Annotated in this window: 20 protein-coding genes and 1 pseudogene; 5 read left to right on the top strand and 16 right to left on the bottom strand. The window is 33.4% G+C overall.

Annotated features, from left to right (window positions below):
• The first annotated feature begins 12 nt into the window (after positions 1-12).
• From IPH11_06785 to IPH11_06765, 5 genes and pseudogenes are all read left to right on the top strand, one after another.
• Complete coding sequence (locus IPH11_06785) at positions 13-1,530, top strand: hypothetical protein (protein MBK6913364.1); 1,518 nt, start codon at positions 13-15, stop codon at positions 1,528-1,530.
• Positions 1,475-2,296, top strand: a complete 822-nt coding sequence (locus tag IPH11_06780; GenBank protein ID MBK6913363.1) for an SGNH/GDSL hydrolase family protein — start codon at positions 1,475-1,477, stop codon at positions 2,294-2,296. Before IPH11_06785 ends, IPH11_06780 begins: the two co-directional genes overlap by 56 nt.
• A gap of 27 nt (positions 2,297-2,323) precedes the next feature.
• A pseudogene (locus tag IPH11_06775) lies at positions 2,324-2,579 on the top strand (acyl carrier protein).
• Positions 2,580-2,582: 3 nt separating this feature from the next.
• Positions 2,583-4,124: an amino acid adenylation domain-containing protein gene (locus IPH11_06770; protein MBK6913362.1), complete on the top strand. Its 1,542-nt coding sequence runs from the start codon at positions 2,583-2,585 to the stop codon at positions 4,122-4,124.
• A gap of 2 nt (positions 4,125-4,126) precedes the next feature.
• Positions 4,127-5,275, top strand: coding sequence for an acyl-CoA dehydrogenase family protein (locus IPH11_06765; GenBank protein ID MBK6913361.1), 1,149 nt, complete (start codon positions 4,127-4,129; stop codon positions 5,273-5,275).
• Positions 5,276-5,339: 64 nt separating this feature from the next.
• Here IPH11_06765 and IPH11_06760 read toward each other — a convergent pair whose 3' ends face one another.
• The 16 genes from IPH11_06760 to IPH11_06685 form a co-directional block, all read right to left on the bottom strand.
• Positions 5,340-6,740 (bottom strand): undecaprenyl-phosphate glucose phosphotransferase, encoded by a 1,401-nt coding sequence (locus IPH11_06760; GenBank protein MBK6913360.1) that lies wholly within the window; start codon positions 6,738-6,740, stop codon positions 5,340-5,342.
• A 340-nt stretch (positions 6,741-7,080) separates the two neighbouring features.
• A complete protein-coding gene (locus tag IPH11_06755; GenBank protein ID MBK6913359.1) occupies positions 7,081-8,139 on the bottom strand; it encodes an NAD-dependent epimerase/dehydratase family protein in 1,059 nt (352 codons plus the stop codon).
• Positions 8,139-8,819, bottom strand: coding sequence for a WecB/TagA/CpsF family glycosyltransferase (locus IPH11_06750; protein MBK6913358.1), 681 nt, complete (start codon positions 8,817-8,819; stop codon positions 8,139-8,141). Before IPH11_06750 ends, IPH11_06755 begins: the two co-directional genes overlap by 1 nt.
• 90 nt (positions 8,820-8,909) lie before the next feature.
• Positions 8,910-10,217: a UDP-glucose/GDP-mannose dehydrogenase family protein gene (locus IPH11_06745; protein ID MBK6913357.1), complete on the bottom strand. Its 1,308-nt coding sequence runs from the start codon at positions 10,215-10,217 to the stop codon at positions 8,910-8,912.
• A gap of 29 nt (positions 10,218-10,246) precedes the next feature.
• Positions 10,247-11,026: a hypothetical protein gene (locus tag IPH11_06740; GenBank protein ID MBK6913356.1), complete on the bottom strand. Its 780-nt coding sequence runs from the start codon at positions 11,024-11,026 to the stop codon at positions 10,247-10,249.
• Positions 11,010-12,203 (bottom strand): glycosyltransferase family 4 protein, encoded by a 1,194-nt coding sequence (locus IPH11_06735; protein MBK6913355.1) that lies wholly within the window; start codon positions 12,201-12,203, stop codon positions 11,010-11,012. Before IPH11_06735 ends, IPH11_06740 begins: the two co-directional genes overlap by 17 nt.
• Before the next feature lie 19 nt (positions 12,204-12,222).
• On the bottom strand, positions 12,223-13,086 hold the full coding sequence (locus IPH11_06730; GenBank protein MBK6913354.1) for a sulfotransferase: 864 nt from the start codon (positions 13,084-13,086) through the stop codon (positions 12,223-12,225).
• Between the two features lie 422 nt (positions 13,087-13,508).
• The gene (locus IPH11_06725; GenBank protein ID MBK6913353.1) at positions 13,509-15,977 is read right to left on the bottom strand and encodes a T9SS type A sorting domain-containing protein; all 2,469 of its coding nucleotides are present in this window, start codon (positions 15,975-15,977) and stop codon (positions 13,509-13,511) included.
• Positions 15,978-16,123: 146 nt separating this feature from the next.
• Complete coding sequence (locus tag IPH11_06720) at positions 16,124-17,125, bottom strand: glycosyltransferase family 9 protein (GenBank protein MBK6913352.1); 1,002 nt, start codon at positions 17,123-17,125, stop codon at positions 16,124-16,126.
• 20 nt (positions 17,126-17,145) lie between these two features.
• On the bottom strand, positions 17,146-18,657 hold the full coding sequence (locus IPH11_06715) for a hypothetical protein (protein MBK6913351.1): 1,512 nt from the start codon (positions 18,655-18,657) through the stop codon (positions 17,146-17,148).
• A 1-nt stretch (position 18,658) separates the two neighbouring features.
• Complete coding sequence (locus IPH11_06710) at positions 18,659-19,438, bottom strand: glycosyltransferase (protein MBK6913350.1); 780 nt, start codon at positions 19,436-19,438, stop codon at positions 18,659-18,661.
• A gap of 198 nt (positions 19,439-19,636) precedes the next feature.
• The gene (locus IPH11_06705; GenBank protein MBK6913349.1) at positions 19,637-21,019 is read right to left on the bottom strand and encodes a hypothetical protein; all 1,383 of its coding nucleotides are present in this window, start codon (positions 21,017-21,019) and stop codon (positions 19,637-19,639) included.
• An 18-nt stretch (positions 21,020-21,037) separates the two neighbouring features.
• A complete protein-coding gene (locus tag IPH11_06700) occupies positions 21,038-22,588 on the bottom strand; it encodes a flippase (protein MBK6913348.1) in 1,551 nt (516 codons plus the stop codon).
• A 37-nt stretch (positions 22,589-22,625) separates the two neighbouring features.
• Complete coding sequence (locus IPH11_06695) at positions 22,626-23,447, bottom strand: sulfotransferase domain-containing protein (GenBank protein MBK6913347.1); 822 nt, start codon at positions 23,445-23,447, stop codon at positions 22,626-22,628.
• A 32-nt stretch (positions 23,448-23,479) separates the two neighbouring features.
• On the bottom strand, positions 23,480-24,268 hold the full coding sequence (locus tag IPH11_06690; protein MBK6913346.1) for a sulfotransferase domain-containing protein: 789 nt from the start codon (positions 24,266-24,268) through the stop codon (positions 23,480-23,482).
• 18 nt (positions 24,269-24,286) lie between these two features.
• Positions 24,287-25,237 (bottom strand): sulfotransferase domain-containing protein, encoded by a 951-nt coding sequence (locus tag IPH11_06685; protein ID MBK6913345.1) that lies wholly within the window; start codon positions 25,235-25,237, stop codon positions 24,287-24,289.
• Between the last annotated feature and the right edge of the window lie 2 nt (positions 25,238-25,239).

The following is a 25,239-nucleotide window of genomic DNA, read 5'->3' as shown; positions in this document are numbered from 1 at the left end:
AATTAAATCCTTATGGCATTACTTAATAAAATATTTCCAGTACCCGTTGGAATAATAAACGAAAAGAAATTTGAATCAATCGATTTTAAAAAACTGCTTTTACTTTTTATAGAATTGTCGCTGCTCTTGTTCGTTATTTCCAAATTTAAAGTTGAAGAAGAGCATGGAATAATTTTAGCTTTAGTACCAATCGGAATTGGATTTCTGATTCATTCCATCCTTCCATTACAGTACAAGCTTCCGTTCTTCCTTTTACTTTCTTTTATCACTTATGGTATTGTTATTGGCGCCTTAAATGCATTTATAATTTTCCTTCTTGGTTCCCTGTTTATCCTAATCGCAAACTTACGATTAAATTATTGGCTTAAAGTTTCAATTATATTTTTAGGGTTTGCACTCCTTTTGTTGGTAAGGACAGGCGTAATACAGACCGAGTGGGGCGCTAGCATAGTACCTATTTTCGGTTCAATTTTCATGTTCAGGATGGTTCTTTACTTGTATGAAATGAAGCAGAGACCAATTGAAGCAAATATTTGGCAGCATCTATCCTATTTCTTTTTACTTCCGAATGTACTATTCCCATTGTTTCCGATTGTGGATTATAAGACTTATTTAAGGACTTACTATGATTCCTCCGCAGATAATATTTATCAAAAAGGAATTCAATGGATGGTGAGGGGTGTTATTCAACTTTTGCTTTTCAAGTTTGTTTATTATTACATAACGCAGACAATTGCTACGGTGATAACCTTACTGATTGTTTTTTTTATCACCTGGATGCTTCATTCGTATCAATGGTTGTGGATTCAGGGAATCTTCCCTATCACTTTAGTTGATGGATTATTCTGGGGTATTTTTGGAATTCTCATAGTTATCAATTCAGTAATTCAGGAAAAAAAGAAAAAGAAAAAATCTTTAGGCAAAAAAGTCTGGACATTTAGCGACGCTTTAAAACTTTCTGCTCAAATCACCGGAATGTTTATCTTTATGAATATTTTGTGGTCGCTTTGGATGAGCAGTTCAGTAGCCGAGTGGATAGAAACTATGTCCATGCTTCAGGGTGTTAGCATTTCGGAGTTGTCGGTTCTTGTTGGCGCAATTATACTTCTCATTCTAATTGGTGCAATAATCCAGTTCCCGATAAATAAATATCTTGCCTCAGGTTTTAGTAAAAACAAAACTTTTAATAAGAGTGTGCTGATTTCCGGTTTGACAATTTTATTACTTTTTCTAATAGGAATTCAGGAATATTATCTGCCTAAGAAAAATAGACTTGGAAGAGTTGTCTCAATCATTAGCTCAAATAAACCAAATGCTAAAGACGCCGAGGTCGCAGAAAGAGGTTATTACGAACCCATACTAAAAGGTAATGTTCTAACTACTGAATTAGCAGAAAATGAAGCTGCGGTTCCACCTGATTGGAAACCGCTTTATGAGAGCGAAGCTGTTAAGGAAACCGGCGATTTATATTTTATTGAGCTGCTTCCTTCTAAAAGCACAATATTTAAAAAGAGCAAATCTTGTTACTAATAGTTTAGGAATGCGCGATAAAGAATACACAATTGAAAAGCCCGCTAACACTTTGAGAATTGCTTTATTAGGTACTTCAGTTGAGATGGGATCCGGTGTTGAAAACGATATGATGTTTGAGAAGTTGCTTGAAGATCGTTTAAACTCAGAATTTATCACTGATCCAAACAAAAAAATTGAAATACTTAACTTTTCTGTTGGGGGGTATCATCTGATTCAATGTGTTAAACAAACCAAAGATAAAATTTTTAATTTTAAGCCTGATGTTGTCTTTTACTTTGCGCATTCTCAAGAAAACAAAAGAGTTGTTGATAGGTCAACTAGATTCTTTCTGGATGATAAATTGGATTTAGAATTTGACTTTCTAAAAAAGTTAAAAATTGAAAGCGGTATTAATAATAAAATGAGCCGTAATGAGGTTCAGAAAAAACTACTTCAATATGGTGATCGTGTTGTTTCTTGGGGATATAGTGAAATTGTAAAAAACTGCCGACAAAATAATGCAATTCCCGTCTGGGTATTTCTACCGACATTAGAAGGCATTTTTAATGAGGATGATAGAAGCGTTAAGAAATTAAAAAAAGAAGCTGAGGCTGCCGGGTTTATTGTAATTTCGCTTGAGAATGTATTTAAAGATTTTGATAAAGAAAAATTATGGGTTGCCCCATGGGATATGCATCCGAACAGTGAGGGACATAAATTGATAGCAGATTTACTCTATAAACAACTATTGAAAAAGCAAAACGAAATTAAACTTAATTTTTAATCAACCAATCCAATAAGGAGATATAAAATGGCAGACACAAATGAGATCAAACAAGTAGTTAAGCAATACCTTCTCGATGAATATTTTGAAGGCGGAAATCCGGATGAGCTTGCAGATTCCACCCCTGATCAGCGGCGGGATTCTTGACTCAATTTCAACTTTACAACTTGTTACTTTTCTTGAGAACCAATTCGGAATTGAATTCAAACCAAACGAAGTGGATCAGGATAACTTAAATTCGATCGCTCAGATAGCAAACTTTGTTCAATCTAAAAAAGGCTGATCAATGATGAAACTTCATAACCTGTTAGAAAATTCTGCTGCTAAATTCCCCGATAAAAATGCAATTGAAAATCTGCAAGGCGGCAGCATTTCTTACGGCGAACTGGATTCGCTAACCAGTGTTATCAAAAATGAATTGACCAAGGCGGGTGTTGTCAATGGCGATCGTGTGGGCATCTATTCTCATAAAACAATTGATATGGTATCGGCGATCTTTGGAATTCTAAAAGCTGATGCAACTTATGTCCCGGTCGATCCGGGTTCGCCCCCAAAAAGAAATGCCTTCATTATGAGCGATTGCCTGGTGAAGCTTGTAATAATTGAAAAAGAATTTCTCGAAGGATTTAAAGAAGCATTGGGATGGGGCGAAGTAAAAGTTCACTTTGAATTTGGTGAACAGCTTGTCATAATTGATGGTCCGGGAAAAAATAATCCGGCAGCTTCTACTTTCGATGATATCAAGTGTGATGATCCTGATGATAGTTTAGCCTATATACTTTATACTTCAGGCTCAACTGGAAATCCTAAGGGAGTGAAATATTCTCACAAAGGCGCTTTAGCTTTTGTCGATTGGTGTTCAGAGACTTTTAAGCCAAATGAAAATGACAGATTCTCATCTCACGCACCTTTTCATTTCGATCTTTCAATTCATGATATTTATGTTTCGCTGAAACACGGTGCAACACTCGTTTTAATTGATGAAGAAACCGGAAAACAGCCAATGACTCTTGCCCCGCTAATTTCAGAAAAGAAGATTTCGATTTGGTATTCCACTCCTTCAATACTTACTTTATTGTTAAAGTTTGGTAAACTTGAGAAATTGGATCATTCAAAACTTAGAATTGTTCATTTTGCCGGAGAAGTTTTTCCAATTAAACATTTAAGAGCTTTAAAAGAAATTTGGACGGATAAAAGATATTTTAATTTATACGGTCCTACTGAAACTAACGTATGTACTTATTATGAAATCCCTGATAAAATTCCCGATGATAAAACCACCCCATTCCCAATAGGCAAGGATTGCTCACATTTAACGTGTAAAGTATTTAATGATGAATGTGAATTGGTACCAAAATTATCTGAAGGCGAACTTTGTGTTACAGGACCAATAATGCAAGGTTATTGGAATCTTCCGGAAAGAAACGAAGCCGTTTTTTTCAAAGATAAAAACGGAATAAAATGGTATCAAATCGCAGACTTTGTTATCGAAGAAGAGGAGGGAAATTATACTTATGTCAGCAGGAAAGATAGGATGGTTAAGCGACGTGGTTACCGCGTGGAGCTTGGTGAAATTGAAACTGCACTTTATAAACATCCAGCAGTTTTAGAAGCTGCCGCAATTACAGGGACAGATAAGGATGGGGGTGTTTTGGTGAAAGCATTTCTCGTAATGAATGATACGGCTGAAGAATCAATGATTAAGATGAAGCAATTTAGTTCAGATAATCTTCCTCAGTATATGATTCCTGATAGATTTTCTTTTCAGAAATCACTACCCAAAACTTCTACAAATAAAATTGACTATCAGAAATTGAAGGAGTATTAATGATTGATTTTGGATATACCGAAGACCAATTAAATCTAAAAAAAGAAATAATTCGATTTGCAAAAAAAGAACTGAATAACAACGTAATTGAAAGAGATCGACAACAAACATTTTCCCGCGATCTTTGGCAAAAGTGCGGCGAAATGGGTTTACAGGGTTTACCCGTGCCGGAAGAATATGGCGGACTTGGATTAGATGCCGTATCAACGGCTATCGCGTTAGAAGGGTTGGGGTACGGGTGTGAAGATGGAGGCTTAGTTTTTTCAATATGTGCACATCTACTTGCTTGTGTAATACCCATTTGGAAATACGCCAATGAAGAACAGAAACAAAAGTACCTCCCCCGTCTTTGTGATGGATCTATTATAGCTGTTAATGGAATGACTGAACCCAGTTCAGGTAGTGATGCATTTAATATGTCAACCAAAGCTTTACCCGATAAAGATGGATTTAGAATTACAGGCACAAAAACTTTTTCATCCAATGGTCCGGTTGCTGATCTTGCAATTTTGTATGCGATGAGCGATGTTGACAAAGGTTACTATGGCGGCATCTCTGTTTTTTTAGTTGAGCGGGATACACCGGGGTACATACCTGGCCAAAAGTTCGAAAAGATGGGTCTTCGTACAAGTCCAATAGGTGAAATAGTCTTAGATAATGCTTTTGTACCCGCGAAAGCTGTTTTAGGCGGGCTTGGAGCAGGTCCAACAATTTTTGCTTATTCAATGGATTGGGAACGAATTTGTATTGCTGCTGCACATATCGGAACTATGGAGCGGTTACTAGAAAAAGCTATTAAGTATTCAAAAACAAGAAAAGCTTCAGGCAATAAAATTTCTTCCTATCAAGCGATCTCGCACAAAATTGTCGATATGAAAATCAGAATTGAAACATCAAGGAACCTGGTTTATAAAGCAGCCTGGCTTTTAGACAAAGGGAAACACGTTACAATGGATGCTTCGATTACAAAAGTTTATGTCAGTGAAGCCTTAATCAAATGTGCAATGGATACAGTTCAGATATTTGGCGGTTACGGATTCACAACAGAATATGAAGTTGAAAGAATTCTAAGAGACTCAATGGCAGGAACAATTTATTCGGGTGCTAATGAGGTGCAAAGAAACATAATAGCACGGTGGCTAGGTCTGTAAATTTAATTCAACCTTACTTCATTGTCACTGGTCTGATATTATTGTTTTGAAATGCAGAGAATAATCAATATGCTTTTTGATCTCCAATAATCATCAGCCAAATGGTAAGCAAAATGATTTGAATGTCCAACCAGAATGACCAGTTTTCAATATACCACACATCGTGGTTAATTCTCTGTTGCATATCTTCCACTGTTTTCGTTTCTCCCCTGTGACCTTTTATCTGTGCCCAACCCGTCAGACCGGGAGTTACAAGATGCCTAAGCATGTATAAATAAACTTGGTTTTTTGATTCAAGGTTTAGCGGTGTTGGATGAGGTCTCGGTCCTACTAAACTCATTTCACCTTTAAGAACGTTAATAAATTGAGGTAATTCATCAAGACTTGTCTTCCGAAGAAAATTTCCAATTTTAGTAATTCTCGGATCATTTTTAGTAGCCTGCACATATTTTCCCGTAGAAGAAATTTCAGCACAATCTGTCTTCATAGAGCGAAATTTATAAGCAATAAATCTTTGGTTATGTCTTCCCCAACGTTCTTGTTTAAAGAAAATAGGGCCTGCTGAACTCATCTTTATTGCGAAACCTATAATTGGCCAAAGCCACCAGAAAATAAGTAAAAATAAGAACAGGGTAACCCCAAGATCCAAGGCTCTCTTTATTAATCGCCAATGGAATTCATTTAATCTATCCTCTCTTACTGAAACAATTGGGAATCTTCCAAACATTGAAAATTTATATTTGGATGACATAAATTTGAAATAATCTGGAATCACTTTTACTCGTATAGTGTGGTTTTCACAAGTTTTAATAACACCTTCCAGTTTGTTTGCTGAATAATCCGGAAGTGCAATTATAACATCATTGATTTCTGAGTTTGAGAGTATTTCATCCAAATTGCCAATATCGCCACGATATAATCCATTCAGGACGGTATTCTTTTTATCGTCTACGAAGCCGACTACTCTGTAACCAAACTGAGGATTTTTTTGAAGAATATCGAAAAAACTCATTCCCAGTTCGCCGGTACCAACTATTAAAAGGTTCCTTAAAAACATTCCCTTTTTTCTCTGCAGTTGGAGAACTTTCCGGACTATCATTTTGTTTATAAGCAATAGAAGGAAAAGTAAGGTGGGGTATATTACAATAAATGCTTCATCCAGATGTTTGTGTTTGGCAAAAAATAAAATAACTATAGCAGCTATCGACTGAATGAATACATTTTTTACCACAGAAGCAATTTCAAATGTAAAGTTTCTTGAGCGAAATTCGTCATATGCATCTGAAAAAGTTGCTGAGGCCGGCCAAACTAAGACAAGAAAAATTAATATGAAAAATATTTTATAGCTGAATACAGGTGTCTTTGGATAAAATTCCATCCAAACGGTGATAAAGTATGCGGGTACAATTGTGGATATGTCGAGTAAGAGCCTAATATATCGTAACGATTTTTGGTACTGTAACATCTAAATTTTATAATTCTTTTTTAGGTCAAATTATTTGGCGAAGAGCTATGTCACTCCGAATTAGAAAATAATTTAATCAATTATCATACCTAAAAAATATCAATTTCAGGCAATATTTTAGTCAGAATTAGATAATTATAAGTCTCAAAAAGTAAAAATTTGTAATATTTACAGCTTTGAATAATATCCAAGTCTAAGAATAAATAAAAAAATCTATTTTTAAGATTATGTGTCGCAATCTGGTAACTTAATCTAAGATATTTCTATTTATCAGAAAATAAAATGAAGAATTTAATCTGAACTGTCCCCTAAATCTATTTTGAAAATCTGGCTAGGAATTTTAATTTTTAATTATTTTTTTCCCCCAAGCCTCATAAATTTCCTGAAATGTAGTTTTCAAGTCTTTTGTTATGTCCCAATTGGGGTAATGTTCTTTCATTTTCTGAAGATTAGATATATAACATATATGGTCACCAATTCTATTTTGGTCAAAATATTCATATATCATTGCATTCCCGGAAATAGATTCAATCATTGAAAATGCTTCGAGTATTGAGATAGAATTGTCTCGTCCACCTCCGAGGTTATAAACTTCCGCAACCCGGGGATAATTCAGAAATTCATTCATAAAACGCACGACATCAAGCGAGTGGATATTATCTCGTACCTGTTTGCCTTTATAACCGTAAATATTATATTTTTTCTTTTCAACATTGCACTTTATCAGGTAACTTAAAAATCCGTGTAGTTCCACACCGCTGTGATTAGGACCCGTTAGGCATCCTCCCCTTAAACAACAAGTCGGCATCCCAAAATATCTTCCATACTCCTGAACCATTACGTCAGCGGCAACCTTTGAGGCTCCAAAAAGCGAATGTTTGGACTGATCAATTCTAAAATCCTCCTTAATTCCATTATAAAAATTTTTATCAGCATAATCCCAGCGTGTTTCCAACTCAACAAGATTAAGTTCATTGGGTGCGTCACCGTAAACTTTATTAGTTGACATATAAATAAATGGTATTTCAGGGTTAGTTCTTCTATTAGCTTCGAGTAGGTTTAACGTACCAACAGCATTAACATCGAAATCATCAAAAGGTCTGGAAGCAGCAAGGTCATGGCTTGGTTGTGCTGCAGTATGAACTATTGCATCCGGATTAATTGTCTTGACAAATTCAAGTATTGCTTCCCTATTGCGAATATCAATTTCATTATGCTTAAAATTTTTGTATAGTTCTGAAAGTCTTTTTTGATTCCATCTTGTATCACCGGTTGGTCCAAAAAAATCTGCGCGCATGTCGTTGTCAATTCCAAATACCATCCAATCCCGTTGAGCAAAAAATGTAACTACTTCGCTTCCAATTAATCCGCTTGAACCGGTGACAATCATTTTTTTCATTAAGTAAAGCTCCTGTGAATAAATTTGTTTTTAAAAAATAATAAAATGAAATAACTATTTGTAATTAAGTATCGTTTCCACAATCGTTTTGGTTCTTGAATAAGCCTGAACAACCATTCAAAGCCGTAATCCTGAACCCATTTGGGTGCCTGTTTTACTGTTCCGGCATGAAAATCAAAAGCGGCACCCACAGCCATCATTGCGGCTTGTATTTTGCCTTGATGTTCAGCGACCCAAATCTCTTGTCTTGGACAACCTCTTCCAACAAGAACAATGTTAGCACCTGAAGCATTAATTTTTTTTATATCTTCCTCGTTTTCTTTCGGGGTTGCTTCTCTAAAACGATCGACATGAATTCCTGAAATTATTACATTGGGGAAACTTCGTGTTATAAATAAAGAAAATTTATTAAGAGTTTCTTTTGTGCTGCCATAAAGATAAATTTTCAAATTCTTTTCATTTGCTTTTTTCAGAACATAAAGAGTTAATGTTGGTCCGTAAACTCTGTCCTTTAGTCCTATTTTATGAAAGCTATTAAGCGCCCAGCGAATTGGTTGTCCGTCAGGAACAATCATATCTATTTTCTTGATCACTGATTTTAGTTTTATATCCCGAACTGCGGTAATAAGCCCATGAACAGCAAGAGCAGAGACCGCAAAACTCGTTCTTTGTATTGCCATTTGGATGATTAAATCGCTTGCAGATTCATAGTTAGTCGCTGAATAATCAACACCGAATAAAGAGTATTTAGGAGGAAATTTTATCACAAACTACCAGTTGATTCCGAAATAATTAGGTTTATTTAGAAACTCTTTATCAAGACCAACAAGGTCAATTATTTTTTTATCCTGAATATTACTTAGGATTTCATCGAACTCTTTCTCCCGTGTCGAAACTACTAATAACTCGCTATTCATGATCAAGTGTTCAACGTCACTTTCCATTAGTTTAGCAAGGTGGGGGATATGCTGGTCTATATAGTCTTTATTTCTTCCGGTCAATTGAGAATACTGAACACTTTTGTCATAAATTTTTATTGTAAATCCTTTGCCAAGAAGAGTCTCAATCAAATTAACAGAAGGGCTGTTTCGAAGATCATCCGTTCCCTCCTTAAAACTTAATCCCAAAATCCCAATTTTATTTTTGTTGCAATTTGTAATTATTTTTTCTGCTCTTTTAATTTGAATATCGTTGCTTTTATTTATACTCTGAATAACAGGAGTGTCGAGGTATAGATCATGAGCTAAAGTTTGAAGTGCTTTAAGATCTTTAGGCAGACAGGAACCACCATACGCAAAACCCGGTCTTAAATAATAAGGAGAAATGTTTAATTGTTTGTCTTTAATAAAAATCTTCATTACTTCAAGTGAATCAACCCCAAGTGTTTTGCATATATTTCCTATTTCATTTGCAAAGCTGACTTTTAAAGCGTGAAAGGTATTATTTACATATTTAATTATTTCCGCTTCTTTTATAGAAGTAACTACAATTTCTGCGTCAATTTCACTGTAGAGCTGAGACATTTTTTCTGAGCCTGATTTGCTGTCAGATCCAATCAGTGTGTATGGGGGATGGAAGTAATCGTTAACCGCCGTACCCTCCCTAAGAAATTCGGGGTTCGATACAACGGTGAAGTCTTTATTATATATTTTGCCTGAAATTTTCTCTATCATTTTAGCAGCTTTCTCACAAGTTCCGGGAAGCACAGTTGATCTGATAGCAATCACATGGAATCCATTTTTTTGTTTTAATGCGTCTGCAATATTTTCGACAACTTTATAAATATAATCAAGTATGAGATGACCATTTACAGAAGAAGGAGTTCCTACGGCAATGATTGATATCTCGGTATTCAGGACTGCTTCTTTCGGATCCATAGTTGCTCTAATTTTATCCGAATTAAACTGAGCTCTTATAATTTCATCAATATCTTTTTCAACGATTGTAGCAATTCCGCTATTGATTAAATCAACTTTAGTTTCACTAACATCTACACCGATAACAATGTGTCCATTTTGGGCTAAACAACCAAGACTTACACAACCAACATACCCTAGTCCAAATATTGAGATATTCAAATTTAATCCTTTAAGTGATTATAATAATTTTATGAATGGATCTTTAATTGTTGAAGTTCCCCCAACAATTTTTTACGTTGTACTGCGTTTGATTTAGGAGTAAGCCTCCAATAGATACTCTTCATAAAACCAACAATTTCGTATTCAATTTGTGCGAAAGGTGAGATTTTTATTTCTCCCCATTCTTTTGGGAATTCGAACCCCCATTCTTTCATGAAAGGTCCGAAAATATTTACCGCTCTTTGTCGGATGGATGGATCATAGATTTCCAGAAAATTTTTATCTTTTGTGGTTTTGTTTTTTTCAGGTAGGGGTCTATCTTGTTGAATTCCGATTCTTTTAAGCACTTCTGAAAAATCTTGCTGAATGTTTTCATACCTGATAAGGTAATTAAAGTTTTTATGTGAAAGTCTTGCCCAAGTATCGTAAGGCAGTTTTATATATTTCTTAAAATAACCACTAAAATCCAAATTATGTTTTTTTACATATTTGTAGATTCTTAAGTCTTTCTCAGATAAACTACCGCCATATCTCTTCCATTCCGTGGGAATAGTAAATCTATTTTGGTGATTTGTTTTATATTTGAAATAAGCACTTACTTGAGCATCTAAGGGGTTCCTAATAGTTGAAAAAATAAAATAGTTATTTGCAGTTTCTTTTCCTGCTACATTTAGAAATTCATAATATCTGGAATGCTTTCTTAATATTTCTTTTCCATCATACTTTTCACGAAGTTCTGCACTTATCGCAGTTGAGCCCGTGATTGGTGACTCTACAAAGAGATATTTATATTTATGACTTATTACCATAACCGCTACTACTATTCCTTTCTTTGTCCAGTATAAAATTAATTCCACTTATAAAATTTCTTGCCATGTTTTCTATCGTTAGGTGTTTAATAGAATCCCAAGCATGATTTTGTATTTTAATTAATTCTTCTTTATTATCTATAAATGATTTAATTGTGTTTGCATAGTCTATTGCATCAGTATTTTTAGGAAGTATAATAGAATTGCTTTTATTTAAATATTCAAATTCCGGGCTATGTGTGTCTGAATCTATAACAATTGGTATAAGACTATAGCATAGCGCCTGTAAAGGTGCTAATCCAACTGAGCCGGGATAAACGAATAAATCACTAGCTACATAATACTTTGCGATTTCTTCGTCAGGGACCACTCCAAGAAATTCGACAAATTCTTTTCCAAATTGATTCTGGAATTCTTCAACAATTTTTTTATTTCCACCGCCGATAATAAATAATTTATAGGATCTATCAATTGATAATAAATGTTTATATGACTCAAGAAAAAATCCCATCCGCCTTTCTTTAGTCAGCCTCCCCACCATTAGCAATACCTTTTTAGAATTAACTCCCATTTTAATACGTAGTGCTTCCCGGTCTGGCAGGATTATTTCATATTCTTTTCGTTTCTCTTCAATGTTAATAGTGTTATAAAGAGGAAAAATCTTATTTGGAGTAATGCCGCCCTGTACAAGGTATTTTTTAACGCCCTCTGTATAAGCAAAGAAACCATCAGCTAAATTTGAGAGTATCATCTTGAATCCATCGGTCATCCTTTTTAACAAACTCTTTTTTAACGTAAAAACATCGCGACCATGACCCCAGTATGCAATAGGTTTGCCAAATAACTTTCTAATAAACGAAATGGGATAGGCAATATTATTCATGGCATTTCCAACAACTAAAAGATCATACTTAATGGAGGTGAAAGGAAATGTTTGAAAAATTAATCTTCTTCCTAAAATGTTCAGAGTATAGCTTTTTGTTTCCTTAACCTGAAAATTAAAGTTTTTAATGTTTGAAGACATGTAAAAAAAATTATCAGCCTCTTCTTTGTCATACATCACAGTAAACTCCCACCATCGAGGTCGAAGCCTTTCAACTGCCTCATAGAAAGCAACACGATAATGTGGAATTGTAGATTGATGAGCGATTAAAATTTGTTTTTTACTATTTGACATTTGTATACTAAAAATTTCCCTATATATTTTTTGTACGTTTATTGATTAGTAAAAAAGGGAATTGACAAATTACTGTAAAACATTTCCAGAACAGACTAAGTTTGTTCATTGATTCTTTTGGTTTCAAAGCTATTGTTTCAAAATGGCGAATACGATTAGACTGGAAAACATATCCAATATTTAATCTATCAAAATCTATAACAGTATTTTGTACGTTAAGTAATTTATTGAACTTATTTATTACTAATTCAGGACTTGTAATTACATCTTCATACCTAATTTTAGTTTTTTGACCTTTAGGAAGAAAGAAGTACACAATTAAAGAAAGAAGAGTTACAAAAAATAGATAGATATTTGCGGAAACCGGGTTTTTTGATTTGTGTTCTATATTTTTTTTACTAAATGATTCAACCACATTAAATGGATGCCGATATAAATAAATAAAATGTGTATCAATATTTTTATTTTTACTAAGCCATAAAGCCCGAAAAGGATAGTGTGAAGAGTCAATCACATACTCTTTATTAGCTACTTTTTTGATTGATGAAATAAGCTGTCTATTAAACTCATGGTATTCCGAAATAAGTTTTTTTTTTGTAAGCCAGGGACAAAAAAGGAAAGAACTGTGATATTCCAAATACTTATAATATTTATCACCAAAATAATTTTCAACTTCGGGCATTTCAAGCTTTACTCTTTCCCAAAAAGCTTTAACTTCAATTCTTTCGTTATTTGCATTTCCAGCATGCAAATTCCACATATGAAGTTCTCCGCCATAAAAATTACAGGGCATATTTCCTAATAAAATACCAAAGATGGTGCTTCCACTTCTACCGGCACCCATTATGTAAAGTATTTTTAGCTTGTCTGTATTAGTGACCATTAATACGTTTTTTTACGAAAACTATAGTGGAAATAAGTCAAAAAAATGAGAAAAGAGAAAATCTATTTCAAATTGGAATATTCTAAATCAAAATCCGAATGGAGGTATTTTGCTTTGTCACTAATTTTTTATAAATAACAGTTGAAAATATACAGATTTAAGAAGAAATTAAAAAATTTGTGAGGAACGCTATTTTGTAAGTAGTCTTTTTTCCTTCTCATTTTTTTCGAAAATCAATCAAAACCACACTCAATGTCCTTCCAATTGAAAAAGTCCTAATTATTCACTAATAAAGTTAAATCAAATTTCGACTAAGTTCGGACAATTCCACATTAATAAAATGAATAAAAAACACTTAGTCCATTTTAAAAAATCGGTTCGCAGAAAAAAAAGATCCTGTCTTAAATCTAAATCATTTGATACTATTTCAGCAAAATTAGTTTTTTTGTATCTATAAAATTGCCAGCTTGAATTCTATAAAAGTATATTCCACTGGGTAAGTCAGAAGCATTGAAATCTATATCGTGAATTCCTGCTGATTGTTCCTCATTTATTAAAGTTGATACTTCTGTTCCCAGTAAATCAAAAATTTTCAAACTGACAAAAGAATCCTTTGGCAATTGAAATCGAATATTTGTCTTTGGGTTAAACGGATTTGGATAATTTTGATCAAGTGAAAATACAATTGGCGACTCACTATTCTGGATTTTATTCATTTCATTTGGACTATTCAACACATACTTAGTGAATAATAATTCCCAATTTCCTCTGCTAAAATTCTGCCAGACCACAAATAAAGTATCTTTAGATATATAAAAGTCACTGTACAGTGAAAACTCCTGCTTCTGTGTAATCTGAAAAGGCTCAACCCAACTAACTCCGGCATCAGTGGAATAAGAACCCCGAATACTCCATTTATTGTTGGTAAACGAAGACCATATTGCACAAACTTTTCCATTATCAGAAATCTTTATTTTAGGCAGAAAAGAGTTTGTTAAACCAGAAATTGTACTTGGGTTCTGCCAGGTTTTACCGGAATCCAGACTTCTCAGATAATCTATCCGCCATTCTACCGGTGCTAATGAATCAGGGATATAAGCATAAGAATAAACTAAGTGAATCCGCTTGGCATTATCGCTGCTAATTGAAGGAAAATAGGGATAACTATCTGTTACGTTTGGAGTAACTGCAGTTTCCTCAAGCCACGGCTGATTTCCAAACCAGAGTTTCCAATAGGGTTCAAACCATGAAACATTTTGCCACACGGAGTAACAAGTTGATTTCATATATGTCGCCGTAGGTACTTGAGGAAATCCCGTTTTTGAAACTAGAACGGAAGAACTGAATGTCAGACCACCGTCTGTACTTACCACACTTTTCAAAGAATGAGATACGGTTGAAATCGCTGTGATATTTTTTCCTGTTGACACAACTGTTGGTTTTGAACTAATGGTTAACTGAGTATCAAGTACTGATTCTGTATTCCAGGTTAAGCCGGAGTTTTCGCTTAATATTCCTTTTAAAAGCCAGAGATAAGTTGATTCGGTAGGCGAATAATGGTAACCGGACGAGATAACATATAAACTATTACTGTCAACAGATGTAATAGCCGGTTCTAATTCGTATCCAGAAGGATTGGGATCTGTCAAAATTATTTGAGGACTGCTCCAACTAGTTCCACTATTAGTACTTTTAGTATAATAGATTTCACTCTTTTCATTATTATTATCTGAAAAAACTACATGCAAACCATTATTATTCTTTGTAATAGAAGGTGAACGTGAAAAACCTCCTGTCCGGCTTAAATTTATTACAGAAGATACTTGATCTGGATATCCAGTTACTGAATGATTAGTTAGACTTTTGGAGACTAACATTTCACTTAAAACTTTTCCTTGCGCAAGAGGGGTCGGGAATTTCAATAATTCCCCAACGGTTGGGGCGATGTCAACATGATCATGTACATCTTCAATAATTGTATTTGGTTTGATATCAGGTCCAAGCGCAATTAGAAAAACGTGCCTGCAGCCTCCGCACTGATCCCCATGGCTTTTCCACCCTCCATGTTGTTCATCATGTCTCCCATGATCGGTGGTTATTATCATTGTTGTTTTGTTCGCATAAACGGAGTCCGATTGAATTTTTTGCCAGAGTTGAAATATGAGTGAATCAACCTGCATTATTTGTCCAAGATATCTTGTGGTATCACCTGAATGTCCGGCAGCATCTACTTCACCAAAAAGAACATAACAAAGAGGCGGGTGATCACGCTCAATCACGGCAAACGCAGTATCAAGAGTTTCAAGGTCGCTATATACGGGAACGACAACCGGTGCGTAATCCGGTCCATAACCAGGGAAAAGGCTTACCGGGTTACGCCATATTCTGCTATGTCCATTTATGTAATAAACTTTTTCTTTTGGTGCGCCTTTGAATTTACGATAATATTCTCCAACAGTTGGCTCTGTGGGTCTTAAATCTGTATCTATACTTATATTATCAGGGGATGGATTTTGATTCTTCTCGGATATCGTTGAGTATTCTAAATCATAGGGACACATATTTGATTTATCTTCCGGCAGGTTTCTTGAGTTTGTATTGACCAACAATAACTGTCTTACTCCGTTAGTAATTTGAGAATGTCCAGAATTAGAAGTTGTAACTCCAGTGTTGTAAAAGTTTGTATAAATTGTTCCCTTAGGAGCTAAACTATCCCATAGAAATGGAATGTATGTATTCCCGGAAGCAAACCCTTCTGTATATCTTAATCCGTCAATAGCTACGATAAATACGTTTTCTGTTTTGTATTGTGTTGAAAACTGCGAGTATGTAGAACTCGTAAACAATGTCAAAACTATGAAAATGACCAAAATAAAACATGAATTTTTCACGATTAATACTCCTATTTAAACTTCTAAAACCTGGGTTTGATTGACTATTACAATTTTTATACTTAATTAAAATACTTCAAATGATTTTAAATCTCAAGTTACAATTAAAAAAAACAATAAAATTTATTTAATTAAGCAATGGTGAGCTAAGCTTCAATTAATTTGGCAAACTTAAAAAACACTTCTTCAGCTGTAATATTTTTGAGGCATAACTGATCAATTGGGCAAGGCTTTCTAAGGTGAAAGCAGGGTCTGCATTCAAGCTCTCCAGAATCAATTGCAATATACTTCGTCGGCAGAATATATTCGTTTTTCAGCGTTGGGCCAAAGAGTACAATAGTTGGAACTTTAAAAGCTGCCGCGATGTGAGCTAATCCACTATCATTACTAATAAAATAATCACACTCTGCTATTTTATCTATTGCATCCAGTAAGCTTACATTTATAATTTGTTCATACTTAGGATTAATTCTCTTGGAGAGGTATTCCTCTTCGGGACCAATAAAGAATCTAATACTAAAACCAAAAGCCTCGTTGATTTTTTTGCACAATTCATCAAATTTTTCAAATTGCCATCTTTTTAATTCACCACCGGTATTACTGCCCGGATGTATCCCTATAATTTTTCTTTTCTTCTTAATAATTTTTTTTGTTATTGGTAAATCATAGGAAATATCGTTATCTCGAATATCGAGCACTTTAAGGAGTTCCAAATTTAATTCAGTTCTTAATTTAGAATTAAAATTATAGTTAATCGGTTGATTTAGTAATTTGACAAATAGAAAATAGGTCTTTTCCCTAGCAACTTTAGATCTATTAAAACCGACCCTGTTTTTTGTACCTGACAGAAAAGAAAGTAAAAAATATTTTCTTCTTTCTGCAATATGATTTAAAAAACTGTACTGAAATTTCTCTTTATTAAAAAATAATAATAATCGAATAAATCCTAACGCACCTGACCACTTAGGACTCTTTAGATTTATAATGAAATCTACATTAGAATTATTAAGCAGAATTGTAGCTTGACTTGACCCCATAACAGTTACAACAACTCTTGATTCAGGATATTTTTTCTTGATGGCTCTGAACATTGGAGTTGTCATTAATACATCTCCGATTCCACCACCGACAAAGATTACAATTCTCACGTAAATTCCGAGAAAAATAATCAGTAAACGATTGAAGTAAATGAATGTTTTGGCACAGATATCTTATTTGAATTTAATTCTGATTTTTTAACATTTTTTTCAGGGTTCCAATAGTGGGCGTTTAAATCGTCAAAAATATATGTATTAACCAAGCCTTTTTTGCTTCCAATATTAGACGAAATACTACTTAGATCAACATCCGCAGGATTGTCCTCAAAATTTAAGATTTGAACTTTGAATTGGTTATTTGTTTCAGTGCATAGGAACAAATATGAATCAGTCGAATAAAAACTAACAACATTATCAGCACAAGTATTATAAAATAATTTAACGGCTTCTGATTGAGGGGGGATATAAGAAAATATATCTGAATTGCTGTTTTTTTCAGTTATATAATCAAACCGACTAGTCAGGGAAGGTGCATAGAAGAATGCATTTTTTATAGTAGTAAACGCATGTTGTATGATCCCAACTATATTCGGAGATGCGTAAAATCGCATAAAATAATTTAATGTTAACAATCCATGAAGTTGTGTGCTATAATTTTTATTATCCAAGGAAGTTAAAACGCAGGCATATTCGGTATAGAATAACTTAGGCTGAAAACCAGAAGGAAAATTTGACATGATTGCATTTTCGAAGTTAGTTACATTATTTTTTAGAATTTTTGTAACCATCTGGCTCGAGTTGTCATATTGCTCCCCCCCTGCATCATAAAAATGCGGGGCAAAATAATCAATTTTATTTAGAGCTCCTTTTTTGTCTAAAAAAGCTATAAAAGTTTTATTCCACTGCTTTTTTCGAGCGCCTTTCGACCAGCTATTGGACATCTCAACAATGATTTTATCGTTGGGATAATTTTTATGGATGATATCCATAAGATTAATTACAATTGTACCATACTCTTCTGCGTCGAACATAAAGTAATCTTCGTTACCAAATTCCCAAATTACGTTGTCAAGAATTGTATGAGTAAACTTCATTTGTGATTTTACAGATTCACCAATTTTTTCCCAACGGTTTTCCTGAATACTTATGTTTTTTGTTTGCTTCTGAAATTTTTCATATTGATAAAGCTTGTTGTTATCTACATAAAGTGTTGTGTTAAGTTCAATGATCGGAATGATTTTATTCTTATTACAAAAATTTAAAAAGTCCTTATAGTTAGTTTCAGGAACAGAAACTTTTTCAGAATAGTTGGAGTAGTATTCACTTCTTTTATCACCTCTCTGTTCAAGATAGCTGGAGTGGTATTTCAGAGCTTCATCGATCAAGTCTGGTCTATCCCAAAAATAATACCTGGTTGGTATTCCCCCAGGGTATCTCAGGTATTGTATGTGATAATCTTTAAACATTTCAAGCAATGTTGGCTGAGGCAATGAGATGATCTTGTGTAGGACCGGATCTGTGAAAACAGAATTTAGTCCAAACATCAATTTTTTTTGAGACAACATTTGCGGACTGAATAAAAATAATATTAAAAAAAATACTGTCGTATTTATTAACACGAATGATTTTTTCTTAGTGAACATTTTAACGCTCCTTATGTAATTTAATTCCGAATACTTTTTTTATTAAAAACCGACTCATTCTTTTCAAGCGTAAAAAAGTTACTCTTGAAATTATTTTAGCGCCATGCTCTTTTCCAACTCTAAATCCTTCGATAGAACCGACCCATGCACCTTGAATAGTTGATTTATTACTTTCGAACATTCTAAATTGTCCCAAAGCGCGTCCCACATAAACCCCTTTAGATATTTTAAGAAGTTTAATAAATAAATCATAATCCATAACCTGATGTAAAGATTCATTTAAGTAACCAACTTTTTCAAGAAGGCTTCTTCTATAAAAAGAACCCTGCTGCGGAACGGGATGGTGGACATTAAGAATATAGTCAGCAGAAATTGGTTTATATTTTATTTTTCTAAAAATTTTGCCATTGGAATTAATTTGATCAATGTCTCCATAAACAATTCCTACCTCATCATCTTTGGTAAACTTTTCTGCAACTATACGAACTGAGTCTTTGTATAGCAGATCGTCCGAACATAACCATCCAACTATTTCTCCCCTGGCTTTTTTAAAACCTTTATTCAGAGCATTACTTTGTCCGCTATCCTTTTCACTAACCCAATATGCAATTTGTTTTTCATATTTTTTAATAATATTCACTGTTTCATCAGTGGATCCACCATCGATGACCAGAATTTCTAAATTATTATAATCTTGCTGAAATAAAGAATGTAGTGTTTGTTCCAGAAATCTTTCAGAATTAAATGTTGGAACTACCACGGAGGCTAATATTTTATCCATTAAAAATATTTTCTCTTAAATTTGTTAATTATTAATTGATTGAAGGCATTACAAAGAATTTATGCTGCTTGCTTTATCTGACTGTATTTATTCGCTAATTGCTGTTCGCTTTGACTTCACCTGTTGAAAACTAAATTACAAATAAAATCGATAATTTTTAAGTCTAAAATTTTTTTCTATCAAAGAATAAAAAACAAATCATTTTGGGGCAGTATTATTATTTGTAATGTTTTCGTTATGATAAAGTTCAATAAAGTAGAGAATAAGTACATAATAAAATATTAATAAGTGAAAGCTGACAAACAAATTCCTGCTAAAAAACGATCTCATGCCAACTTCCATAATTAGCGCAAGTAGTACAGTATAGAAATCTATATTAAGTGAATATAAAGTTTTTCTCTTCCAAAGGTAGTATAGCGGATATAACATCAGTGGTAAATAAAGAAGCACACCCAAAAATCCTACACTACCGATGTAACTTCCCCAAGATTGATCACCCACAATCACTGTTCCAGGCTTATCCTGCCTTCTTATAAAAAGATCAGGATAAAATACTTTTCTTGCTTCTTCCGGGTGTAACATTCCTAACCCTGTGAATGGGTTCACCTCCCACACCTTGGAAACTCTGCTTTCAATGATCAAATATCTGTTATATAAAGAAGTACCTTCCACTATTGCATCAACACTACTTGCGGATGTTATGTCTTCAACTTTTGTCGCAAAATATTTTATCTGAGATTGAAAAACAGTAATTAGTATCGCTGTAAATAAAATGGTGATTACTGCTATACGGGCTATTAACCTACTTATTTTACCGGACTTAATTAGAACCTTATCCCTGAAAAAGAAGCCAGCAAATAAAATAATAATTGCCGCGGCTGCAAGGGAACGAGTAATGAGCAAAAATACTGCAAATAAAATCCCTAGAATTCCCAGAATGTTGTACCAATTGACCTCTCTTTTAAGACTTAATCGTGCAAGAATGAAAAATGAAAACAGAGGAAAAGTTGCAAGATTTCTTTCAACTACATCCCCTGCATAGATATTGAACTGATCTGTAGCTGCAAAAATTGAGATACCAAAGCCCGAGTCTAAAATAAAAAATAAAGTTAAAACCAGGGTAATTTTCTCAATTATATTAAAAAGTCGAATAATTCTATCTTTTTCAATTCTTACAATGATAAAATAATAAGCAAAAAATGCAAAGTAGTGAAAAAATATTCTCGAGATTTTTGTAGTGGCGGTGTAATCCTGATACTGAATCAGAGATAGCACATAGACAAAAATAAAGTACGCTAATAGCAATACAAATAGATAGCCATACCTATAATAAAAAACTGAACGTGAGGTTAAATAAATATCTTTTTTAATAAAGAAAAGAACTAAGAAAAACATTAACAGAAATGCAATATCGTCGCTTTGAATAAGCCCTTTTATATTGATCTCAAAAGGTGAGAAGCCAAAAAAACTGGTAGAGATTATAATAGGCAATAATAACAGCAGCTCATATTCTTCTCTAGATCTATAAAGGATGTAGACAGCGAATAAAATTGTTAATATTAAGAAAATGATAGATATCATTATTAAATTATAAAGTAATTATTCAGACTCGTTAATATCGGAGTTATTTTTTTTATTGTGTTTATCTTTTTTAGACAATCTTTTTTTCAGTGAGTTCAAAATAAAAATATCTTCTTCATCTTTCTTCGATAAGAAGAAATGAAGTGTGTAACCAACTAATGAAAATGTACCAATTATTATTTTTATCAATGTAACGGGCTCTAAAAAATAAACAATAATAAAAAATATGATTCCCATCGTTAAGAATGAAATAAACGGTTTCAATGTATTTATGTCATAAGGGAAAATTTTTAAATATTTCCATACTATTAACAGCCTGATCGAATGAGTAACTGTAATTGCTATAGCAGTTGCAATTGCTGCTCCTGCAAGTCCATAGATTGGGATTAAAATGTAATTCAACGAAGCATTAATCACCAGCACAAGAATTGAAATTTTTAAATCAATAAGTTGATGTCCTGACATCTTCAGCAAAATACCCACTGGTCCTGTAGAAACATTTATCAATTCTGCAATAGAGATTAATATAAGAACAGTCCCTCCGATTGAGAAGTCTTTCCCAAACATTAACAGCAATTCTTTGGAAAAGCCTGCGAAAATAAAAAACAATGGGAGAGTAAAAATTAGCAGCCAACGGGTTACATTTTTAAAGGCTTTATTTAATTCGTCTATTTTATTTAAATGAAATAATTCAGCAGAAATTGGTGAAAAAATCATTGCGAAGGGAGTGAGGAAAAAAGTCACATTTATTGCTAAGTTTGCTGCTGCAGAATAAATCCCAACATCCGAACTAGTTGAAAAATAACCTATCATAATTCTATCAATTTTTATCATTAATATCGACAGAAAACCAGTGAACATAGTCTGCATAGAGAAGGTTATCAAATTTTTAAACTCGTAAATTGGTTTAATTTTCGCTTGATAAAATTCAGGGAAATACTTAAGTATAAAATAAAATCCAATTATAGCCGTTACAATTGTCGAAATTAGATTTGCATAAAGTACTGCGTCAAGATCCCACTTAAAAGAAACAACGACAATCGTGAAGAGTAAAAAGCTTAAAGGTCTGGTAATATTTAGAATAATAGATTGGTATTTTATTTTTTTGAACGATTGTGCGAAGGCTGCCGGGAAAGTATAAAGAGTATTGAAGGGGACTGATAAACCGAAGATAATAATTACACTTGCTAACGAATCATTCTCAAAGAACATTTTGCTTATTTCTTCGGCAAATATTAGCTGAGTAATGACAATCAACGCACAAAGACTTACCGAGAAAATCAAACTGGAGTAGAGAACTCCTTTTACTTTCTCTTTGCTGCCTTCAGTCCGGTACTTTATGGAAAGTTTTACAATCCCCTGCGGAAATCCAAAATTGGTAAAAACATTTAGCAAAACATTTATGCTTAAACCAAGAGAGTAGAGCCCAAAACCATCAGCTCCTAAAAATCTTGCAAGAAGAACGCTCGTTAGCAGGTTAAGTGGTTTTAATAAAAGGTATCCGGAGATTCCGGTTAGCCCACCCTTAGCCAATTGGCGAGTCACGTTTTTATTTTTTAGTTGATTCAATTTCTAAATATTTAAATTTTTAATTGTCCGTTTATTATTACCAATTAGAATCTTGCCCATATTCCAACGATATCATTGTAGATTCTAAATACGACTTGAATCTTTCTTTAATATCGCCTTTCAAATAAAACTGCCACTCGCTTTTACCGCTGCCGACAAAATCAATATTACCAGTCGGAGAGGCAATTTCTTTAAGCTCTGCTTGTTGTTTTTTTTCTAATTTTTTCATTTGATCGAATGAAGTCTTCTCGATTGCGGTTATAACTTTATTTTCTTCAGTAGCGATATTTAAAAATTCCAGGGTTTTTTTTAGAGTGTTAAAAGTATCATTTCTTAGATTTTCGTATTTGATAAACAGAAACCCGTTTTTAATTTTATGAGAGTTGTTTCTCCATCCAAGCACATGTTCATTCCATCCTCCAAAGGAGAAGTCGCCCTTAAAGAAAATTTCAGCATACTGTCCAAAGTTTAATTTTGAGTTGTCTCTTTTTTTATTTGGATTTTTCTTTGCCCAATTATAATGAGATACTATTACATCCCTTGGATCCCTGACTATGTAAATTACTTTTGGATATATGGGTGTGTATTGCGAATGACTCTTTAAAATTCGTGGTTGAGGTACCCTTAGCAATTCTTTATTTGTATTTGCCCTTATTGCAGGAATAAATTTTTCTTTTGTAAGGAAATCAAATGTTTCTCCGAAGAGATAATTCCCTAATAAAAATCTCATCCATGTATTACCCGATCTGGGATATGAAACTAAAAAAGTATCGGTCCGGAGAATTTTTAGATTATCTCCGATAGGCTTACCGGGTTTAATATATCGTTTAATGACACTGCCGAGATTTACTTTGATCATAAATTAAATGTTAGAATAAAAATATTAGTGAATTATTTATAATTGAAAAGATTTAGAAAATCTTTTGCTTCATTATTTATCCTTATTATTTCATCGTCGGTCAATAAATCTTTCCATTTCCCAACTTTGCCATCGCTAATATGATTTTGATGCAAATGATTTGAATAGTCTATTTGTCCACTTTCATTCCTAGATTCAAGCATTTTTTTAGTTTTATCAATATCTGTTTTTTGAATAATACTTTCCTTTTCTTCATCAGTCAATCTAAACTTTAACATCTTCTCCAATTGATCAATCACGTTTTTTTTTTGATTTAACAATTGCTCATATTCTATCATGGTTACTTTCCGGGTCGCAGCATAAAGTAAAGCATCATTTACAATTTTGCGGAGTCTTCCCCTATCTGCCCATTTATCAAAGTCAGGTATTCTGCCCTTTTGTTTCAACGAGACAACTACATCCCTGATATCTCGATGGGTGAAAAATCCAATTGACAATTCTTTCATAATTCTTTTTTTTAAAAGCGGCGAATAGCGATGATTCTTTTTTACCACCAAAGAAATTTCACTTTTAAGAAGCTTGTTATACTGTTTATCATTTATAAAATATGGATCAATCTTAGTATAGTGTAATCTTAACATTTCTTTAATGATATTGAACAGCAAAGTGGAACCTGATCGGGGCATACCACAGATTACCACATCCTTGATGTGATAAGATTTGATGGAAAAAAAAGTCCGGGCATCAAAATTTCTGGCTGACAAATACAGTGAATAAATATGCGGATGTTGAAAGATAAATTTTAAGATTTTCTTTTTCATTAAAAATATTTGTTGAGTTTACCAATCTTCTGATTTATAGAAATTCTTTGCAATCTCATTAGTGCCGTCATAAATTTTGCTTATTTCATCGGGTGATAATCTGTGCCTCCAATTTTTTACATTTTGTGAGCTATTTCTTTTCAGAGAATTCCATTTGCCTTTTACAGCCTCAGAAGGATTTGATTGGGAAGTATATTCAATAATTTTAGTTTTGATACCGTCTGTAAAATTGAGTTGAAAATGTTCATATATTTTTTCAAAATGTTCTATTGGTTCAAAAGAAATATCTTCGTGGTTTAGCATTAACCATTCAGGATGTTTCTCTCTCATCTTCAACATAAAGCTATAAATAATATTCCAAAGTAAAATTCCCTGGTCAATAATGTCTGGAGTTTTTGTATGTCCAGCTTTTAACTGCACTTGTGAATATTCGTTTATTTTACTTTCGAATTGTTGAAGGTGATCTTTCATTAATAAAGGTTGATTCACAAATTCAACAAAGGGGTGAGTAATATCCAACCTTTTTAAACTACTGATGAAAGCTGCCGGATGTCTTATTAAAGCTAAGACCCGAAAATCAAAATTCTTTTGTAGCCATTCAGTGGAGAATAAAGCAGTGGCAGCCTTTAGTAAAGCTCGTTTATTTTTCATTTTTGCAACTTTAAATCTGAAAATATCCCCCAATAAAGGCTTGATATCAATCGACTTTTTAACAAAACCTAATTCTTTGAATAAAGTATACTTAAATTGAATCATTCGTTGAAAAGCTTCGTGATATTCGTTTCCATTCACATCAGTTATGTAAGTGAAAAAATTTTTAGGACGTAATTGAAATAGACCAGCCCTTCTATATTTTGCAAATGGATCCCTTATATAACAAACTTCATCTGAAAGTGAAATCATATTTCCGGTAAAAGTAGTCCCCGATCTGTGAGCACCAATAATAATAAGAGGTTTCTGCTGGTTCATTA

The sequence above is a fragment of the Ignavibacteriales bacterium genome (assembly GCA_016709155.1).
Lineage (GTDB): Bacteria > Bacteroidota > Ignavibacteria > Ignavibacteriales > Ignavibacteriaceae > JADJEI01.
The sequence above is the reverse complement of the archived record's forward strand: the minus strand, read 5'-3'. Positions and strand labels throughout refer to the sequence as shown.

Excerpts from the sequence above, each read along its gene's own strand:
- IPH11_06785 (MBK6913364.1), top strand. The coding sequence starts at position 13 with ATGGCATTACTTAATAAAATATTTCCAGTACCCGTTGGAATAATAAAC.
- IPH11_06770 (MBK6913362.1), top strand. The coding sequence starts at position 2,583 with ATGATGAAACTTCATAACCTGTTAGAAAATTCTGCTGCTAAATTCCCC.
- IPH11_06760 (MBK6913360.1), bottom strand. The coding sequence starts at position 6,740 with ATGTTACAGTACCAAAAATCGTTACGATATATTAGGCTCTTACTCGAC.
- IPH11_06755 (MBK6913359.1), bottom strand. The coding sequence starts at position 8,139 with ATGAAAAAAATGATTGTCACCGGTTCAAGCGGATTAATTGGAAGCGAA.
- IPH11_06750 (MBK6913358.1), bottom strand. The coding sequence starts at position 8,819 with ATGGCAATACAAAGAACGAGTTTTGCGGTCTCTGCTCTTGCTGTTCAT.
- IPH11_06740 (MBK6913356.1), bottom strand. The coding sequence starts at position 11,026 with ATGGTAATAAGTCATAAATATAAATATCTCTTTGTAGAGTCACCAATC.
- IPH11_06735 (MBK6913355.1), bottom strand. The coding sequence starts at position 12,203 with ATGTCAAATAGTAAAAAACAAATTTTAATCGCTCATCAATCTACAATT.
- IPH11_06730 (MBK6913354.1), bottom strand. The coding sequence starts at position 13,086 with ATGGTCACTAATACAGACAAGCTAAAAATACTTTACATAATGGGTGCC.
- IPH11_06715 (MBK6913351.1), bottom strand. The coding sequence starts at position 18,657 with ATGTTCACTAAGAAAAAATCATTCGTGTTAATAAATACGACAGTATTT.
- IPH11_06710 (MBK6913350.1), bottom strand. The coding sequence starts at position 19,438 with ATGGATAAAATATTAGCCTCCGTGGTAGTTCCAACATTTAATTCTGAA.
- IPH11_06705 (MBK6913349.1), bottom strand. The coding sequence starts at position 21,019 with ATGATATCTATCATTTTCTTAATATTAACAATTTTATTCGCTGTCTAC.
- IPH11_06695 (MBK6913347.1), bottom strand. The coding sequence starts at position 23,447 with ATGATCAAAGTAAATCTCGGCAGTGTCATTAAACGATATATTAAACCC.
- IPH11_06690 (MBK6913346.1), bottom strand. The coding sequence starts at position 24,268 with ATGAAAAAGAAAATCTTAAAATTTATCTTTCAACATCCGCATATTTAT.
- IPH11_06685 (MBK6913345.1), bottom strand. The coding sequence starts at position 25,237 with ATGAACCAGCAGAAACCTCTTATTATTATTGGTGCTCACAGATCGGGG.